Origin of the sequence: Novosphingobium sp. (genome assembly GCF_030699305.1) — a bacterium.
In the GTDB taxonomy this organism is placed as follows: domain Bacteria; phylum Pseudomonadota; class Alphaproteobacteria; order Sphingomonadales; family Sphingomonadaceae; genus Novosphingobium.
In genome coordinates, this window is record NZ_JAUYNB010000038.1 from 157,001 (window position 1) to 174,383 (window position 17,383).

General features: G+C 60.8%; 15 protein-coding genes and 1 pseudogene. 11 read left to right on the plus strand and 5 right to left on the minus strand.

Annotated features, from left to right (window positions below):
* Positions 1-11 precede the first annotated feature (11 nt).
* Positions 12-1,331, plus strand: a complete 1,320-nt coding sequence (locus tag Q8Q53_RS15405) for an MFS transporter (RefSeq protein ID WP_305702670.1) — start codon at positions 12-14, stop codon at positions 1,329-1,331.
* A 40-nt stretch (positions 1,332-1,371) separates the two neighbouring features.
* On the opposite strand, the gene Q8Q53_RS15410 is transcribed toward Q8Q53_RS15405, so the two are convergent.
* Entirely contained in the window at positions 1,372-1,812 is a 441-nt protein-coding gene (locus tag Q8Q53_RS15410) for a MarR family winged helix-turn-helix transcriptional regulator (RefSeq protein ID WP_305702671.1), read from the minus strand.
* A 186-nt stretch (positions 1,813-1,998) separates the two neighbouring features.
* On the minus strand, positions 1,999-3,009 hold the full coding sequence (locus Q8Q53_RS15415; protein ID WP_305702672.1) for a sensor histidine kinase: 1,011 nt from the start codon (positions 3,007-3,009) through the stop codon (positions 1,999-2,001).
* Between the two features lie 173 nt (positions 3,010-3,182).
* On the opposite strand from Q8Q53_RS15415, the gene Q8Q53_RS15420 reads away from it, so the two are divergent.
* From Q8Q53_RS15420 to Q8Q53_RS15430, 3 genes are read left to right on the plus strand one after another with little or no spacing between them, the layout of a single operon-like run.
* Positions 3,183-6,776: a CheR family methyltransferase gene (locus Q8Q53_RS15420; RefSeq protein ID WP_305702673.1), complete on the plus strand. Its 3,594-nt coding sequence runs from the start codon at positions 3,183-3,185 to the stop codon at positions 6,774-6,776.
* On the plus strand, positions 6,776-7,162 hold the full coding sequence (locus Q8Q53_RS15425; RefSeq protein ID WP_305702674.1) for a response regulator: 387 nt from the start codon (positions 6,776-6,778) through the stop codon (positions 7,160-7,162). Before Q8Q53_RS15420 ends, Q8Q53_RS15425 begins: the two co-directional genes overlap by 1 nt.
* Before the next feature lie 53 nt (positions 7,163-7,215).
* Positions 7,216-7,812, plus strand: a complete 597-nt coding sequence (locus Q8Q53_RS15430; RefSeq protein ID WP_305702675.1) for a chemotaxis protein CheB — start codon at positions 7,216-7,218, stop codon at positions 7,810-7,812.
* 98 nt (positions 7,813-7,910) lie between these two features.
* Here Q8Q53_RS15430 and Q8Q53_RS15435 read toward each other — a convergent pair.
* Positions 7,911-8,411, minus strand: a pseudogene (locus Q8Q53_RS15435) (catalase); the annotation flags it as partial.
* Positions 8,412-8,560: 149 nt separating this feature from the next.
* On the opposite strand from Q8Q53_RS15435, the gene Q8Q53_RS15440 reads away from it, so the two are divergent.
* The 6 genes from Q8Q53_RS15440 (at position 8,561) to Q8Q53_RS15465 (ending at position 14,265) form a co-directional block, all read left to right on the plus strand.
* Positions 8,561-8,875 carry a hypothetical protein gene (locus Q8Q53_RS15440; RefSeq protein ID WP_305702676.1) on the plus strand — a complete coding sequence of 105 codons (315 nt, stop codon included), beginning with the start codon at positions 8,561-8,563 and terminating at the stop codon, positions 8,873-8,875.
* Positions 8,876-8,972: 97 nt separating this feature from the next.
* The gene (locus tag Q8Q53_RS15445) at positions 8,973-9,425 is read left to right on the plus strand and encodes a PA2169 family four-helix-bundle protein (protein ID WP_305702677.1); all 453 of its coding nucleotides are present in this window, start codon (positions 8,973-8,975) and stop codon (positions 9,423-9,425) included.
* 510 nt (positions 9,426-9,935) lie between these two features.
* Complete coding sequence (locus tag Q8Q53_RS15450) at positions 9,936-11,687, plus strand: GMC oxidoreductase (protein WP_305702678.1); 1,752 nt, start codon at positions 9,936-9,938, stop codon at positions 11,685-11,687.
* The gene (locus Q8Q53_RS15455; protein WP_305702679.1) at positions 11,684-12,595 is read left to right on the plus strand and encodes an aldo/keto reductase; all 912 of its coding nucleotides are present in this window, start codon (positions 11,684-11,686) and stop codon (positions 12,593-12,595) included. Before Q8Q53_RS15450 ends, Q8Q53_RS15455 begins: the two co-directional genes overlap by 4 nt.
* Positions 12,596-12,796: 201 nt before the next feature.
* Positions 12,797-13,711, plus strand: a complete 915-nt coding sequence (locus tag Q8Q53_RS15460; RefSeq protein ID WP_305702680.1) for an IS1595 family transposase — start codon at positions 12,797-12,799, stop codon at positions 13,709-13,711.
* On the plus strand, positions 13,708-14,265 hold the full coding sequence (locus tag Q8Q53_RS15465) for a hypothetical protein (RefSeq protein ID WP_305702681.1): 558 nt from the start codon (positions 13,708-13,710) through the stop codon (positions 14,263-14,265). The genes Q8Q53_RS15460 and Q8Q53_RS15465 overlap by 4 nt, the downstream gene beginning before the upstream one ends.
* Here Q8Q53_RS15465 and Q8Q53_RS15470 read toward each other — a convergent pair.
* A complete protein-coding gene (locus Q8Q53_RS15470) occupies positions 14,259-15,101 on the minus strand; it encodes a site-specific DNA-methyltransferase (RefSeq protein WP_305702682.1) in 843 nt (280 codons plus the stop codon). The genes Q8Q53_RS15465 and Q8Q53_RS15470 overlap by 7 nt on opposite strands.
* A gap of 424 nt (positions 15,102-15,525) precedes the next feature.
* The gene (locus Q8Q53_RS15475) at positions 15,526-15,948 is read right to left on the minus strand and encodes a MarR family winged helix-turn-helix transcriptional regulator (RefSeq protein WP_305702683.1); all 423 of its coding nucleotides are present in this window, start codon (positions 15,946-15,948) and stop codon (positions 15,526-15,528) included.
* Between the two features lie 163 nt (positions 15,949-16,111).
* Here Q8Q53_RS15475 and Q8Q53_RS15480 point away from each other — a divergent pair, with 163 nt between their 5' ends.
* The gene (locus Q8Q53_RS15480) at positions 16,112-17,296 is read left to right on the plus strand and encodes an acyl-CoA dehydrogenase family protein (protein ID WP_305702684.1); all 1,185 of its coding nucleotides are present in this window, start codon (positions 16,112-16,114) and stop codon (positions 17,294-17,296) included.
* The last annotated feature ends 87 nt before the right edge of the window (positions 17,297-17,383 follow it).

The following is a 17,383-nucleotide window of genomic DNA, read 5'->3' on the forward strand; positions in this document are numbered from 1 at the left end:
GAGAATATGGCGTGGTGACATGTGCAGGGATCAAGACTGCACCGGCCGAGGCGGCGCTCGGCAGCGGGATGGCCGTACACGGGCGCTGGACCGGGGTGATCCTGCTGACGCTGGCTTATATCATGAATTTCCTCGACCGGCAGATCCTGGCGGTGCTGATCGAACCGATCAAGGCCGAGATGCTGCTGTCCGACACGCAAGTCGGCCTGCTTACCGGCACGTTGTTTGCAGTATTCTACAGCTGCATCACCTTGCCGGTGGCCATGCTGGCAGACCGCGCCAACCGCATCCGGATTATCGCCGTGGCGTGCTTCCTGTGGAGTTTCTTTACCCTGCTGACCGGATTTGCGACCTCATTCGCGCTGCTCGCGATCGCGCGGATCGGAGTGGCCTTTGGCGAAGCGGGCGGGATTGCTCCGTCGCTGTCGGTCATGAGCGACTATTTCCCGCCCGAGCGGCGCGTGCTGGCGGTGTCGCTGTTCACCAGCGCCACACCGGTAGGGCTGATGCTGGGCGTGATCGGCGGCGGGCTGATCGCCAGCGCTTATGACTGGCGGATGGCATTCTATATTGCCGGGGGGGCCGGGCTGGTGCTCGCCCCGCTGCTGTACTGGCTGGCGCCAGAGCCGCCGCGCGGCAACTTTGAAGCCCGCCCGCGCGGCGCGGCGATGCCGTTCATGGCAGTAGTCAAGCTGTTCATTGCCTCGCCCACGCTGCGCTGGATGGCGCTGGCGAGCGGACTGTTCGCGATTTCTGCCAACGCCCTGATAACCTGGATGCCGGCCCTGCTGATGCGCGGCTATGACGCCAGTCCGCAGGAAGTGGCGCTATACTACGGCCCGGTCGTTGGCGTTTCGCTGATGGTCGGACTGTTTGCCAGCGGCGGGATCATCGCCCGCCTGGTTGGCCGCTCAACCCGGGCCTATGCCGTGGTCCCGGCGATCGCCACGCTGATCTGCGCGCCGCTGACTGGCTTGGCGCTGATGTCGGACAGCTGGCAGATGGTGCTGGTGTGGAGCGCGATCCCGATGGCGCTGCTCAACTTCCCGGTCCCACCGGCGCTGACGGTGGTGCAGAATCTGGCACCGCCAGAGGCCCGCAGCACGGCATCGGCGTTGCTGCTGCTGGTGCTCAACCTGATCGGGATCGGGCTGGGTCCGCTGCTGGTCGGCGCGATCAGCGACATTCTGGTGGAAACCCAGGGCGACGACAGCCTGCGACTGGCCATGATTGCAACGATGGTGCCGATCATGGTGCTGACCGCAGGTGCGTTGTATATGGCGAGCCGGACCATCGCGGCTGAACACGCTGCCTTTGCCAGGGCCAAATAGCAGCAGTCTTCAACCCGCCCATCGGGACAGGCCACGGACCTCATGCGTCGGCTTCGAAATCCACTTCGTCGCCCCAATCGATGCTGAATGCGGCCAACAGGTTGGCGACCTGGGTGGCACCGATCCGATCGGCAAGGCGTTCGGTCATCGCTGTAACGGCGGCCTGCGCGTGCCGGCGCATGGGTTCGCCCCGCTCTGTCAGGACGACGATTTTCGAACGCTTGTCAGTCGGGTCGTCGCGGAAGTCGACCAGGCCAAGCTTTTGCAGCTGTAGCAGCGTAACGTGCACTGCCTGCCGGCTTATGCCGAGATTTCGCGCAACGTCCGCCGGGCGGGTGGTGCCGGTGGTCAGATTGATCATCACCATCGATTGTGAATGGGTCAGAGTCGGAAGGTTTCGCGCCCCAAGGTAGCTCTGCAACCCTGAGTCGAACCAGTAAAACCCCTGGAGTAAAGAGACGATGAGATAAGGGGAGCGCATGGGGTTATATGAAACCTTGAAACGACAGGCTGGCACGCGGGCACTGGCAACAGCCCCTAGCCGCAGCGCAAGTCTTGTCAAAGGTAATTGGGGGGCAGGGCCAAACGCTATCGTGGGACAGCGTGACAAATGGCGATGCCGCGCCCGAACAACATCCGCAGGGACAATGGGACGCGCGCAGACAGCTCAGGCGGCGAGCTGTTCCGGATCGAGCTTCAACGTGACTACCAACCCGCTCTCGGCCCAATCATAAGCAATTGAACCGCCCAGTTGTTCGATGACGCTGCGTTCGACCAGTTTTCTGCCGTAACCGCCGGGCGCGGTGGGCGCACCGACTTTCGGCCCGCCGCTTTCCGCCCAGACAATCGTGACCGCTTCGTCCTGCGCCGAGCAGGAAATATCAAGAATGCCGGTGTCGATCGACAAGGCGCCGTGCTTCAATGAGTTGGTGGCCAGTTCATGCACCACCAGCGCGATGATCGTCGCCGTTGCTTCACCCACGCTCATCCGGGGCACCGACACGCTGATCCGCCCGCTGAACGCACCCAGATCGTCATACGGCGCCAGCAGCACCGTCAGCAAATCGCCCAGCAGCGCCGAAGGAGCCGCCGTCTGCCCCGGGACCGGGCGCACGAGATCATGCGCGCGGCCCAGCGCTGTCAGCCTGAGCGTCAGCTCGCTCGCCATGTCGCGGACAGTCGTCGTGGAGCGCGAGGTGATCGCGGTCAGTCCGCAGGCAATGGCGAGCAGGTTCTTGACCCGGTGGCTCATCTCGCCAGCCAGCAGTTCGCGGCCTTCCTCGGCCTGCTTGCGGCCCGTGACGTCGATGAAGATGCCGAACATGATCCGTTTGACCATCCCCACATCGTCACCCTGGCCGCGTGCGGAAACCCATCGCAGTTCGTCGCCGATCATGATGCGAAAGTCGATCTCATACGCGCCGATTACCGCCCGCGTTGCCGTGAACGCCGCCAGAACCCTGCCCCGGTCGGCCGGGTGGATGTGGGCGGAAAGATCTTCGAACGTAACGTCGATCCCCCGCTTGATCCCCCACAGGTCGTAGGCGTTGTCATCCATCGCCAGATCGTCGGTGTCGACGTTCCACGACCATAACGCGACACCGGCGGCTTCAATGGCACGGACCAGGTTCCTGGGCTCCCACAGGAGCGGCCTGAGCTTGTCGGAGGCAGAATTCATCGATGTTCCAGATTTGAGCGTGAAAGGTGATGATCGCACCGCGTCGCCTCGCACACGGTGGTTCCATGCCTGCCCTAAACGTGTCCGCGCATGAATGCACGCTGACGCTGCCGTGTCCGGCCGGTATTGACGAAGAGCATTGCATCCGCAGTCAGACAAGCCGACTGAGTGTCATGGCGAAAAAACGATACCCTTTACCGGCCCCTCTTGCAGCGGCCTCGCTGCAAGGGGCAGCGGGCAGCGCCATACCAGCCGACAAGGCGATCGACGGCGACCCCACGCATGGAGACCACCTGATCGTAGGCATTGGCGCCTCGGCGGGCGGGCTTGACGCCTTCCGGTCGTTTTTTGCGGCCATGCCGACGGACAGCGGCATGGCATTCGTCCTGATCCAGCATCTGGACCCGAATTACGACAGCGCACTGGCTGAAATCATCGGCGAATGCACAGGCATGCCGGTTACCAAAGCCGTTGACGGAACCGTGGCCACCCCGAACACCGTCGCGGTGATCCCGCAAAATGCGATCCTGAAGATCGAGCGCGGCGTGCTGCGGGTCGCCGCACCGGAATCGCCCACGGCCCGGCGCTCGTCGATCGACACATTTCTGGTCTCATTGGCCGAAGATCAGGGCGAAAACGCTGTCGGGATCATCCTGTCCGGGTTCGGCAGCGACGGCACGATCGGGATCGAGGCGATCAAGGAAGCTGGCGGCCTGACGCTCAGCGAAGCCGCGTTCGATCACCGCGCCAAGTTCGGTATGCCGCAAAGTGCGGCGGTCGGCGGGTTTGTCGACTATGTCCTCCAGCCGCACGAGATGCCGGCCCGCTTGCTGGAATATCGCGACTTCAAATACCGGCGGGCAGCCCTGGGCCTCGCGCAATCGTCCGGCAATGACCAGGCCAGCTATCTGGCGACGATCTGCGCCGTGCTGAACAGCCGGCTGGGGCGCGATTTTGGCCAGTACAAATCCAGCACGCTGATGCGCCGCGTGCGCCGGCGGATGCAGGTGCTCCATATCGAAGACCCCAACGAATACATCGCCCAGCTGCGCAAGCTGCCGAACGAACCCGATCTGCTGTTCCGCGAGATCCTGATCGGGGTAACCCGGTTTTTCCGCGATCCGGCGATGTTCGAAACACTGGCCGAGACTGTGGTGCCGGAACTGGTCGCCAGGGGCGGCCCGGACGAGCCGATCCGGCTGTGGGTGGCGGGCTGTGCAACGGGCGAGGAAGCCTATTCGCTGGCCATCGTGTTCAAGGAAGCATTGGCGCGGGCCGAATCCACCCGGCAGGTCACGATCTTTGCCACCGATATCGATGACCGGGCCGTCACCGTCGCCCGCGGCGGCCTCTACACCGATGCGATCGAGGCGGATATTACGGCCGACCGGCTGACGCGCCATTTCGTCAAGGATGGACCGCGTTACCGGGTTGCCAAACACATCCGCGAAATGTGCGTTTTTTCCACCCATGACCTCGTCAAGGATCCGCCGTTCTCGAAACTTGATCTGGTGTCATGCCGTAATCTGCTGATCTACTTTGAACTGCCGCTGCAAAAGCGGGTTATTTCAACGTTCCATTACGGCATCAAGGCCAATGGTTTCCTGTGGCTCGGCCCGTCGGAAACGATCGCGACGAGTGCCCGCCTGTTCAAGCCGTTCGACAAGCGTTGCCGGATTTTCCGGCGGCTGGACGTCGTCGCAGAAATCCCCCACCCGCCGGCCAACAGCCGGATCAACGGCGCATCCGCCGCCCCCCGAAATGTCGAAGCTGAGAATATCGACGCCCTGGCCGCACGGATGATGGCACAATATACCCCGGCCTATATCGTGTTTGACAGCCAGCACGAAATTCAGCGGTTCTCTGGCCCGGTGGCGAAGTTCATGGAACCGGTCAGCGGCGGGGCCAGCCTCAACCTGTTCCGGATGCTGCACGCCCAGTTGCGGCCCACCGTCCGCAGCCTCATCCGCAAAGTGCTGGAAGAGCAGCGATCGGTCCGGGAAACGGTCACCTTTGAGGTCGCAGGCCAGAACCAGACCATCAACCTGATCACCGAACCGATGGCCGAGCCGATTGGCGATCAACGGTGCATGCTGCTGGTATTCCAGGAAGTGGCCGCCGCCAGTGTTCCAAGTGTTCCGAGTGCTCCGGGGGAATCCGGCCTGGACGCGCCGTCCGTTGATCCGGTTCACAGCGAACTGGTCGCCGCGCGGGAGAAGCTGCAAATAGTCACCGAGGAACTGGAAACGGCGAACGAGGAACTGCAAAGCTCCAACGAAGAGTTCCAGTCGGTCAACGAGGAACTGCATTCGACCGTCGAGGAACTGGAGACTTCGAAGGAGGAGTTGCAGTCGATCAACGAAGAGCTGCAAACCGTCAACGCCGAGCTGAACAACCGGGCCGACAGTCTGGTCCGGTCCAACAGCGATCTGGCCAACCTGTTCGACAGCACATCGATTGCCACGCTGTTCCTGGACAACAATTTGCATATCCGCCGGTTTACCCCGGCGATTACTGATATTTTCAATGTTCGCGAAGGCGATGAAGGCCGCCTGATCAGCGATTTCGCGTCACGACTGGCGGGATCTGCGCTGACCCGGGACATCGATCAGGTCCTGCGCAATCTGGGTTCGCTGGAACGCGAAGCGGAATCGCAGGACGGAACGGCGACATATCTGGTTCGGGTCAAACCATACCGCGACCTCAACAATGTCATCGACGGCGTGGTCATTACGCTGATCGATATTTCGGAACGCAAGAAGCTTGAGCGCGATCAGGCCCACCTTGCCGCAATCGTTGCATCATCAGCGGACGCGATCATCAGCCACGACCTGGAAGGGACGATCACCAGCTGGAACGCCGGGGCAGAGAAGATCTATGGCTATACGGCGGACGAAATGATCGGCCAGCCGATGTCCACCTTGCTGGATGAGGCCCAGATCGACGAATGGCCGAAAAATCTGGCCCGCCTGCGCGAAGGCAAGCCCGTAAGCGATATCGATATCAGCCGGATGACCAAGGGTGACCGGACCATCTTTGTGTCGCTGACGATTTCCCCGATGCGCGACGCCCAGGGCACGATTATCGGGGCATCCGCCGTCGCCCGCGACATTGCCATGCGAAAAGTCGCCGAAGATCGCAACGACATGCTGTTGGCTGAACTCGACCACCGCGTCAAAAATATCCTCGCGGTGGTCTCATCGGTGGTCAACCAGACGCTCAACGCAGGTGGCCCGCCGGAAACGGCGCGGGCCGAGATCGAAGGGCGAATCCAGGCCATCTCCCGCGCGCACAGCCTGCTGACCGATTTCGGCGGGATCGACGGCTCGCTGCGCGATCTGGTGACCACCGAACTCAGCCCGTTTGCGCAGCGTTCGAACGTGACCACATCGGGCGATGATGTCGTGCTGACCTCGCGGGCCAACCTGAGCATTGCCCTGGCGATCCACGAACTGGCGACCAATTCGGCCAAGTACGGCGCGCTTTCAACCGATGCGGGGCACCTTGATGTGACCTGGCACGTCACCGGGCCAAGCGCCGAGCAGGAGCTTGAGATCCTGTGGCTGGAAACCGCCGGACCGCCCGTTGTCCCCCCGGTCAGGCGCGGCTTTGGCACCCGGCTGATCGAACTCAGCCTGGTGCGCGGGCTGAAGGCGACCGTGAACCGTGAGTTCCTTGAGTCGGGGGTCCGGTGCCGGATCAAAGTGCCGCTCACCCCGGAAATCGGCCGGGTCCGCGCGACCAATCCTGCAAAAAGCGAGCTGTGATGACCGAAACCTTGCCGAAGTTGCGCGTTCTCGTGGTCGAAGATGAACCCCTGGTCGGGATGGAGATCGAGTACACGATCGAAGAGCTTGGCCATGAAGTCGTCGGTCCGGTTGCCCAGCTGGTCGACGCAGTGGCGGCGGCAGCCGACGCCACGCTCGGCTGCGCGATCCTCGACATCAACATCCGGGGCGGTCATTCCTACCCGGTCGCAGACCTGCTGCTGGCGCGCGGCGTGCCGGTGTTGCTGCTGAGCGGATATGGGCGGCAGTCGTTGCCGGATCGGCTGCAGGCCGCAGCCTATCTGACCAAGCCCTTCACCTCCGGGCAACTGCAACAGGAAGTCCGCAATCTGTGCGCCCGGACAGCGGCAGATCCCGGACCTTAGCCGGGCCTCAGCTGCGGCCCGCGTAACGTCCTTGTGCAAAGGTGGCGTAAGTTATGGCGAGAGATTTTCCCATCGTCTGTATCGGCGGATCGGCTGGCGGGCTGGACGCCTATACGCGGCTGCTCAAAAATCTGCCGGACGATCTGGGCGTCGCCATTGTCATCGTCAATCACCTGCGAACCGTATCGACAATGCTGCACGAGATTCTGCCGCGTTTCACGCCGATGCCAGTCGAGCTGATCACCGATCGGCTGGATGTGCGCCCGAACTGCGTGTTCATCATCCCGGAAAAACGCGACCTGCACGTCCAGGACGGCGAGTTCCGGCTGAAGCCGATCTCGAAACCGCGCGGCTGGCCCGATGTCATCACCGTCTTCCTGCGCTCGCTGACCGAGAACTGGGACGGTCAACTGATCGCAGTGATCGTGTCGGGCTATGACGGCGATGGGGCCGCTGCGCTGTGCGGCATCAGGGAAGTGGGCGGCATCACGATCGCGCAGAAGCAGGATACCGCCGCCCAACCTGACATGCCGCAAAGCGCCATCGACAGCGGCTGCATCGATTTTGTCCTGTCACCGGAAGGGATCGCGCAGCAAATCCGGAAAATCGCGGACGAAGCGGCACTCCGCCCCGTCCGCGATCTGTCATAATCAGGCTAGCGTGCGAACTTGCGGCTCGCGGCCATAGAAGCGCCGGGCCGCCGCCGTGACAAACGCGCCATCGATCCCGCCCACCCCGTCACCGGGCGCAACACCGGCCTTGTCCAGCAATGGCTGTGCGCCTGATCGAACACCTGGATGCCCAGTTCCCATTCGGGGAATTTGCCCGTGTCGATCGCCTCGAACAGGTCGCGGCGGTGATAGTCGTTGTCGGCGGCCTGAAGCTTCAGCGCTTCGTCCCAGATCGTTGACTGGATGCCAAGTTTGGGCTTCCAGTGGAACTTGACGAAATGGCTCTTGCCCGCCTCGTTCACCAGCTGGAAGGTGTGGACGCCAAAGCCCTCCATCTTCACGGCATGGACCAGATCGGGGAACTTCATCGCATCCTGGATGAAGAACACGGGGATGTTGTTGCCCACCAGATCCCAGTTGCCCTCGTCGGTGTAGAACTTGACCGCAAAGCCGCGCACATCGCGCGGGGTGTCGACCGAACCGGCACCGCCAGCCACCGTTGAGAAGCGGGCGAACACTTCGGTGCGCTTGCCCGGTTCGAACAGCGCCGCCTTGCTGAGATCTGCAATGTCGGCAGTGGGGAGGCTGCCCACCAGGCGCATGGCCAACCACCACCGGGGTTAACGCCGGGGCAGGCGAAGCCGCCCGTTCACCAGCAGCATTGAAGCCCGCGACGGAACAATCCGGTTGTGCGCCGGTTACGGTCCCATCGGAAAAGGACATTCACATGGATGATGGTAATTTGAACGCCGAACGGTCACGCAGCGGCTTTGGCATGACGCTTGGCCTGATCGTACTGGCAATCGCCGCGCTGGTCGGGATCCTGTTCTTCACGGGCTTCTGGACCGCCGATATCAAGGGCGGCTCCATGCCGACCGTCGATGTCAGCGCCGAAGAGGGCAGCCTCCCCACTGTCGACATGCAATCGAAGGAAATCGTCGTCGGGACGACGACCAAGACCGTCGAAGTGCCCAAGGTCGAAACCAAACAGGTCGAAGTGACCGTTCCGGTGGTTGGGGTGAAGAACAACAACCCGGAATAAACGGCCGCTTCCCGCAACAGCGGTGGCCGCAAATCGTCACGCGGGCCGCGCATTCAGCGGTTTCCAGAAATCAGACAACCCAGAGGATACACTTCCCATGATCGACACCAGCCACGATATCCGCACGGTTAACGGCCTGATCGCAACCACGCTCGACAGCGTGGAAGGGTATCAGGAAGCCGCCGACGACATCGAAAACAGCCGCTTCGGCGCCATCTTCAATGCCCGTGCGCAAGAACGCCGCTCGGTCGTCAGCGATCTGCAGGCGCAGGTCCTCAGCCTGGGCGGCAATCCCGAAGACGATGGCACCGTGCTGGCGGGCGCACATCGCGTGTTCCTCGGCCTGAAGGCAAAGATCATGGGTGCTGACGACACCGCGGTGATCGACGAGGTTGAGCGCGGTGAAGACCACATCAAGGCCAAGTTCGAAACGGCCATGGCCGACGAGGATTTGTCACCTGATACCATGGCGGCGGTCCGTCAGGCGTACCAATCGGTGCGCGCCGGTCATGCTGAAATGAGCGCCATGCAGAGCGGCCAGCAAGTCTGAACCTACCCGCCAGAGCCGGGGGCTGCAACGACCCCAGGCGACGGAGCACCGAGGGCGGCCTCCCCAGCGGGATGGCCGCCCTTAAGCTTGGGCGGTGTCAGAACACAACTGACTAAAGGCAGTGTCAAAATGATGGCACCGCTGGCGATGGAGCGGCGTGACGCTCAGGGTGAAGGAGGCGCCAGGGTCCACAAGTTCGCGAAAGTCGCCTGACGCCGACATTCCGGACATTCGAAGCCGCTTCATATCTGCCAGAACCCCGTCATTTGATCATCGCCGCTCGGCGTCGCGGCCTAGATGGGAGCGGACTAATGTGCTGCGAAATGCTCCCCGATTGCGTGGGCGATGGCGTCTGATTTCTGGCCGGACAAACGACCGACACAATACCGGGCGGCAACGATCGCCTGATCCAGTAACGGTCCGTGGTGGCCAAGGCGGGTTTACGCTTCGCAAGGATAGCGGGAAGCGGACATGCACCTTCACCAAGAGGCGGATTACCTCAGGCGACGCGTGAAAGTACCCGAATGGATTGACGGGTTTGGGGGCTGGGGCGTCGCCTCATCCTGCCTGCGGCGCCGCTTCATCGCCAGCGGTGCAATCCCTTTGACACTGCCATCGCAAGTCATAATAAGCGCGTTGGCGCACGTCGTAATGGTGACCTACGAAATCTGCTGGCCAGGAGATTTGCAAATGACGATCTATTCCCTGAATGACAGGGCCTACGAGGGAGAGGAAAATGCCGATGTCGTAATAATTGGTGCAGGTGCTTTAGGAATTACATTAGCAGTAACAATTGCAAGGCAAGGCAGGCGGGTCATTCTTTTAGAAGCTGGCCCTCGGCATCCACCGGTCAACTTTCAGAAGGCGAACAGAGGCCCGACTTCAGGGCGCACGTTTACGCGAATGGAAACAGGCCGAATGCGCGCATATGGTGGTACGACGCGGCTTTGGGGAGGCCAACTCGTCCCGTTCGACGTTGGTGATATCGAATCGGTTGACGAAAACGGCAAGCGGCTTTGGCCTATAAGCTATGACGAAGTTTCACCGTGGATCGATGTTGCGTTCGACTTGCTTGGAGTCGACGCCGCTGCCCGAGACCGAAGCGCAGTCTACCACCAGGCAACCGGTGAAAATGGCCAACTGGGGCATGGCTTGCAAACGATGCTGACGATCTGGCTGCGGCAGCCGGACTTTACCCGCTTGTTTGCGAAGGAACTTGAAGACAGTCCGCTAATTACTGTGGTCACCGATGCTGAAGTTCAGCGGTTTGAATTTGCCGATAACGGTAATCTTGAAACACTGCATATTGGAAATGATGCTGGTCGGAGTCTCACGATCCGACCCCGAACGGTTGTTCTGGCAGCCGGCACCATGGAATCGGTTCGCCAGCTTCTGCGCGCGCAAGCAATATCACCAAACTGTCCATTCCGAGATAATCGCAATGTCGGGCACTGGTACCTGGATCATCTCAACGGAACAGCAGGTCACGTTGAGATCAGTGATCCCAAAGCTTTCGGTCGGCTTTTTCATATGATTTTTGCGGGGGGACGAAAATACCAGGTCAAAATTGTGTTTGCGGATCGACGACCGCTGCATAGCGCAAACATCTCATCAATGGTGCTTCCACCTATGACCATACGAGAGGTTGTTGCAGACGCTCAACAACTTTTGAGGCGCGTAATTGGAGGGCAAAAATCGCCAATAACGGCGGTGCGCGATGCAGTCGGCATCATGAGTACCATTGTGCCGTTCGCTTGGCGCTACCTGATCGACCGACGCGCGGGCCTGGTTAACTCGAACATGCGAATTGGGTACGAGATAGAGCAGATGCCGGTGTTTGACAGCTACTTGTACCTGGATCCGACGCACCCACCTGAGACTGCGCCAATCGGAGTGCATTGGCATGTCGGCGGACGCGAAATGGAAACGACGAGCCGATTCTGCGAAGCCCTGGCAGCCGCCTTTTCCGATCTGAAGCTGGGAGACGTAGTTATCTCCCCCCCTGCGTCGGCAGACGACCCCGCGTTTCTGGACGATTTCTACAATTCGGGACACTACATGGGCGGTGCCCGGATGGCCGAATCCCCCGAAGACGGCGTTGTCGACCGCGATTGCAAAGTTTTTGGTTGCTCAAATCTTTACTTGGCAGGGGCGATGGTATTTCCAACCGGCAGCTTCGCAAATTCTACGTTGACTGCTATCGCCTTGGGACAGCGATTGGCCGCTCATCTAACCGTTGCTCACAAGGATGCTGGCGAATGAAACTGTTGCCGCGGCTGGTCTATGGATGTGGTCGTCTAACCGGCGGAGCCAGTAAGCGGGATGCACTCGCACTGCTCGATCGAATTTTCGACGCAGGCGTCCTGGCGCTCGATGTAGCGCCGACATACGGTATTGGGACCGCCGAAGAGGTAGTCGGTGAGGCAGTCGGTCGGCGCAAGCAAGGAGCGCGGATCGAGATAATCGCCAAAGTCGGTATCGCGCCTCCCCGATACCCCTGGCTCAAGACTGCACTGAGGCGGGCCAAGCGCACGTTCGCGCCGACGTCGCCGCGCGATCTTACCGCATGGCGACCAATTGAGCCGGCAGGGCGATTTGGTACTGGCGACTACAGCGCAGAAGCGATGACAGCCTCGGTCAACCGCAGCGCTGCCCGCTTACCGCACATCGACAAGCTTCTTTTGCATGGTTGCGGGCCTGATGAATGCACCGTTGAGGTATGCGACAGCCTTGAGAAACTTGCGGCTGAGCACTCCGCGCAACCCGGCTATGCGATTGGATCGCGATTCGATGCGGCGCTCGATGCGCGATATCCGAAGCATTTCTTCGCAGAAACCGCTATCAACCCTGATATATTCGTTGAAACTGCAATATCAAGCGATCGTAAAGATGTATTGTTTCATTCGTTAATGCCAACCGCTGCTTACCTGACAGCGCATAACTCCGAATTTGCAGCTGCGCTCGATCGTGCGGCTGAAGTATTTGAACAGATCGACATTGCAACCGCAAGGATTTCCGCATTTTATGCGCTGGCCGCAGTGCGCGAGCCAGAAGCGCGGTTGGTGTTTGCTGCGAACGACCCTGTTCGACTGGCAAACCTGCTCAAGACATTTCACCAGATCGACACTTTGAACCTGTCACCAACTATCGTCGAGCGCTTCGGCAGATAATGATTTGATGGACATATATCGGTTTTGCGCCGTTCAACTAATCTCATTATGCCGCCCTGGCATCGAGCGCGAGCGGGCTGATGCCGCCTCGATATGAATGGCGACTTCGGGTGTTGTAGAAGGAACCTATATATGTGCGTGACCCATTGACGTGGGTCACATAAACGCCTATATGCAGTGCGTCGGCTACGGAGATGCACGGTGATCCAGTCTTTCAATTCCTTGCTTCAGATGATGAACGCGATCCCCGACGAGCAAACGGCGGTGGAACACTTTACTGCGATCCGCTGGAAGGATGGCGCGTTTTGCCCGCATTGCCAATCGGACCGCGTCTATCACTTCAGTGACAACCGCACGCACAAGTGCGGTGAATGCCGCAAGCGGTTCTCCATCAAGGTCGGCACGATCTTTGAGGACAGCAAGATTCCCCTTCGCCAGTGGATGCTCGCCATCTGGCTAATCACGTCACACAAAAAGGGCATCGCCAGCACCCAACTCGCCAAGGACATTGGTGTGACCCAAAAGACTGCATGGTTCATGCTGCATCGCCTTCGTCACGCTGCCCAGGCCAAGTCCTTCAACCGTCAGCTGTCGGGGGCTGTCGAAACCGACGAAACCTTCATCGGCGGGAAAGAGAAGAACAAGCACGCTTGGCAGCGCACTGGAGGTAAGCAGGGTGGCGCTGGCAAGATTGCGGTTCTTGGCATCCTAGAGCGCGGCGGTGAGTTGCGGGCTGACATTACCCCCAATCTTCGCGCCCGCACTGTGCAGGAAGCCATCCGCGCCAATGTCGCACCGGGTGCTTCGATCATGACCGATGAACACGCTGCCTTTGTTGGCCTTGCCGGTGACTATTATCACCACCGGGTCAACCATTCGGCTGGCGAGTATGTCCGCAGCTTTTGCCTGCACACCAACGGGATTGAAAGCGTCTGGGCATTGTTCAAGCGCCAGATCATCGGCACCCACCATTACCTGTCGCCCAAGCATCTGAGCCGCTATCTGGCAGAAATGACATGGCGGTTTAATCGTCGCGATGCTGATGAAGGTCAGCGCGTGAATATGCTTTTGGGGCAGGCTGCGGGAAGGCTCCGCTATAAGGAATTGATCGCATGAGCGAGAAGGAAGCCCGCAACCCCCCGTTTGGTCTAGACATGCCCTATGCCGAGGCATTGGAACGGTTTATCGGGACTGACCGACAAGAGGCCCTTGGGGCCGAGGGAATCGAAACTCCGACAAACAGGAAGGGAATGCCGAACGTGCTGACTTGGGAAAAGAAGCTTTCGACCACGGATGCGCAACAGCAGACTTCAGGCGGGCTTGTGCCCTATCTGCGGCTAACCAGCGGCAATCTCTCAAGTGCAAGTTTCCAAACGTGGTTCAGGCAAACCTTCTTTGCAAACTGCACGTGGCAAGCTGGTCAGTTCAACAACAAGCCGGTGGAGGAAGCGCATGTGCCATTTACCGTGTCTGTGCAGGGCATCCAACTAGGCACGGTGCTGTTCAAGGCGACGCATGACGGCACCCGCCAGGACAGCCACAACGCTCCTAATACTTGGCTGCATTGGCCTCCCCAGATGGAGGCGGTCTTACAGAACAACAACTTTGCCAACTGCCCCCTTGTGCTGACCCGCGACGCTAGCGGCGCTTTCAGCATGGAGATTCAGTAGACAAGCTGCCTGTCCAAAACCCTCTCGATTGCCTTGCGATATTCACGGGCGGGACTGATCGGGCTGACCGTGATGTCGCAGCCGGGGATGGCTGAAAGGCGTGTGTGGGCGATGTCGATCAGGTCCACCGCGCCGTTGCGGAACAGCTTCACATCCTCGTTCAACTCTATCCCGATAGCGTTGCGGCCTTCTAGCGCGGCGGCAACTAAGAAGCTGCCAGAGCCAAAGGCGTTGTCGAGAACAACATCACCAACCTCTGTGTAGGTGCGTATCAAATACTGCCCCAAGCCGACGGGCTTCTGTGTAGCGTGATAAACGGTTCCCTCGCTTTCGGCTGTCTTGTGATAGATTACGTCCGTTGGGTATCGACCACCCTCGCTCTTGATGTGGGCTGGGCGGAAATCACCGTAAGAGCCGGTTAGCTGGTCCTTGCGCACGCCTTTGTCATACGCAGCGCCCGCGCCCATCTGGGGCTGGTATTTGGGTTGTCGGGGGTAGAATACGCAAATGTCCTCATGCTTCCGCAGGGGCTGTTTTTTGGCATTGAGGAAGTTGGTGGGCTTCGACTTTTCCCAAACCAGCTTGTATTTGAACCAGTCCTCGTTGCTGATTATCAGCCGCGCCGTGAACGGTCCCTGACCGGTCAAGACGACTGCCCCCTGTGGCGCTAGGATACGCTCATAGGCGCGCCAGAGCTTATTGAGGGGTATGACGCTGTCCCAACTGTTCTGGGTCGTGCCGTAAGGCAGGTCGCAGAGGATCAGGTTGACGCTGCGGTCTGGTATGGCTTCCATGGCGCGAAGGCAGTCGGCTTGGATTAGAGCAACCTTGGACATGGCAATTTCCCTTGAATGGAATCGCCAAAGAGACTCGCAGATTACGGTTGTCAAACGGTAAACCTGCCTGAGAAACCATCCTTTTTCAAGCCCTTAGAAACTCAGGAAACTTTTTGAAAGGGTTGGGTCGCGCACGTATATAGGTCCCTTGTAGAAGCCATTGACGTACAGGAAGATGGCCACCTCTGCCTGCCGCCGCAAGTTCTGGCGCCAGATGGGAGGTATCAGTCGATGCGAAACGCTCTCTGCCGGTCAAGCGGCCCCTGACCCGCGCAGCCGCTCAGGTCATAAGGTTTTGCCACTCGGCCAGGGCGGCCGAATGGCGAAGCTGGCAGGTTCTCGACGTTGCCTGCGCCAGCGGGAAGCGGACATCCTTCATCACCACTCGGCGGATTACGTCAAGCGATGGCCGGGCCGTAACCGGTCAATTCAGCGTGGCCAGGAAAGCGCGCAGCGTCCCGGTAACTTTCACCAGGTTCTGTTCACCCACAACGTCGCGCACACTACCCTCCAGATCGCGCAGGATCGCCTGGGCGTCGGCCCGGATCCCTTGTGCCTCGGGCGCGAAAGCCACGATCCGGGCGCGCCGATCCGTCGGGTCGGGATGCAGTGCCACCAGCTTGCGCTCTTCCATTTCCGTCAGCAGCTGGCTCATCGCCTGGCGCGATATTCCAAGGTTCTCGGCAATTCGGGCGGCGCGGGTTTCACCGTTCGCCAGGTTGGCCAGGACCAGCGATTGCGACCGCGTCACTTTACCCCAGCCACGCTCTTCCAGCCGGGAACGCAACTGTTCATCGAACCAATAGAAGGTCCGGACCAGATCGAGCATGAACAGCGAGGCAGCCATACCGTGCAATCCTACGTTTCGGCCCGCTATGGCAAGCCACAAATCCCCGTCTCACCGGAGGAATTGGATTTTGTAAACATTATTGACATTATTTTCGATCTCGCGATGATGGCCGGCGACGACGACCGGGCGAAAGCATCCGGCACCGCGTGGAGAGAACCAGATGCTGACGACCGCACACCAAACCCGCACCGGACAGGACTGGAGCAGCTGGGCCGACGCGATGAGCGCGCGGCTGGCGCTGCGCGCGCAGGCCGCCGAAGCGGCCCGCACCCTGCAACCGGAAACGGTGGATGAGGCGGCGGCGGCCGGCTTCTTCGGGCTGCTGGCCCCGGTCACGGCGGGCGGACAGGGCGCGACCTATGGCGAGTTTCTGGACGTTGTCCGACGGCTGGGCCAGGGCTGCGCATCGGGTGCCTGGACGCTGTCGTTCCTGGCGCTCCACGCCTGGATGCTCGCCAAGTTCGGGGCCGAGGCGCAGGCTGAACTGTTCAAGGATGGCGCGATGCCGCTCGCCCCCGCGCCGCTCGCGCCGACCGGCAAGGCCGAAAAGGTTGACGGCGGCTACCGCATCAGCGGGCGCTGGGAATGGGCAACCGGGGTCAACCACTCCGACTGGGTGATCGTCAATTGCCTTGAAGCGGGCACAATGATCTCGCGCTTCTGCACGGTCCGGCGCGATGCGGTGCAAGTGGTCGACGTCTGGAAAGTCGCCGGGATGGCGGCCACCGGCAGCAATGTGGTGACGGCGGACAATGTCTTCGTGCCCGAACACATGACCCTGCCTGCCAGCCAGATGGCAGCGGGGCATTCCCCCGGCGAAGCGCTTCACCCGGATTCGACGCTGAGCTATCCGCTGCGCGCGGCGCTCGCACTCGCGGCGGCCACCCCGGCGCTGGGCGCCGCAGAAGGCGCGGTCATAACCTTTACCGAGCGGATGAAGACCAAGCTGGCGGCGTTCAGCGGCGGCGCGAAACAGGGCGATAACCCCACCACGCACTTGCGGCTGGGCGAAGCGCTGGCCAGCGCCCGCGCGGCGCGGCTGGTCTGGGCCGATGCAATCCGCCAGCTGGAAGCCGAAGGGCCCAATGGCGCGCAGACCCCGGTTGAAACCTCGGTCGCGATCCGGCTCGCCGGGGCCGATATCGTCCGACTGGCCAACCGCACGATTGATATCCTGGCGGCTGCCGCCGGGGCCAGTTCCAGCTTTCTCGATGCGCCGCTGCAGCGCCACTTGCGCGATGTGCAGGTGATCCGCGGGCACGTGATGTTTGACTGGGACCGCACGGCGGTGCTGGCTGGACGGGTCGCGATGGGGCAGCCGACTACCCCCGCCGACCTGCTCTGAAGCTCAACGCCCGCCGCGTTTGGTGCGCTGGTCGGCCTGGCGTTCATGCCCGCCGCGATCAAGCATCTGCCGATCCGGCTGAATGCA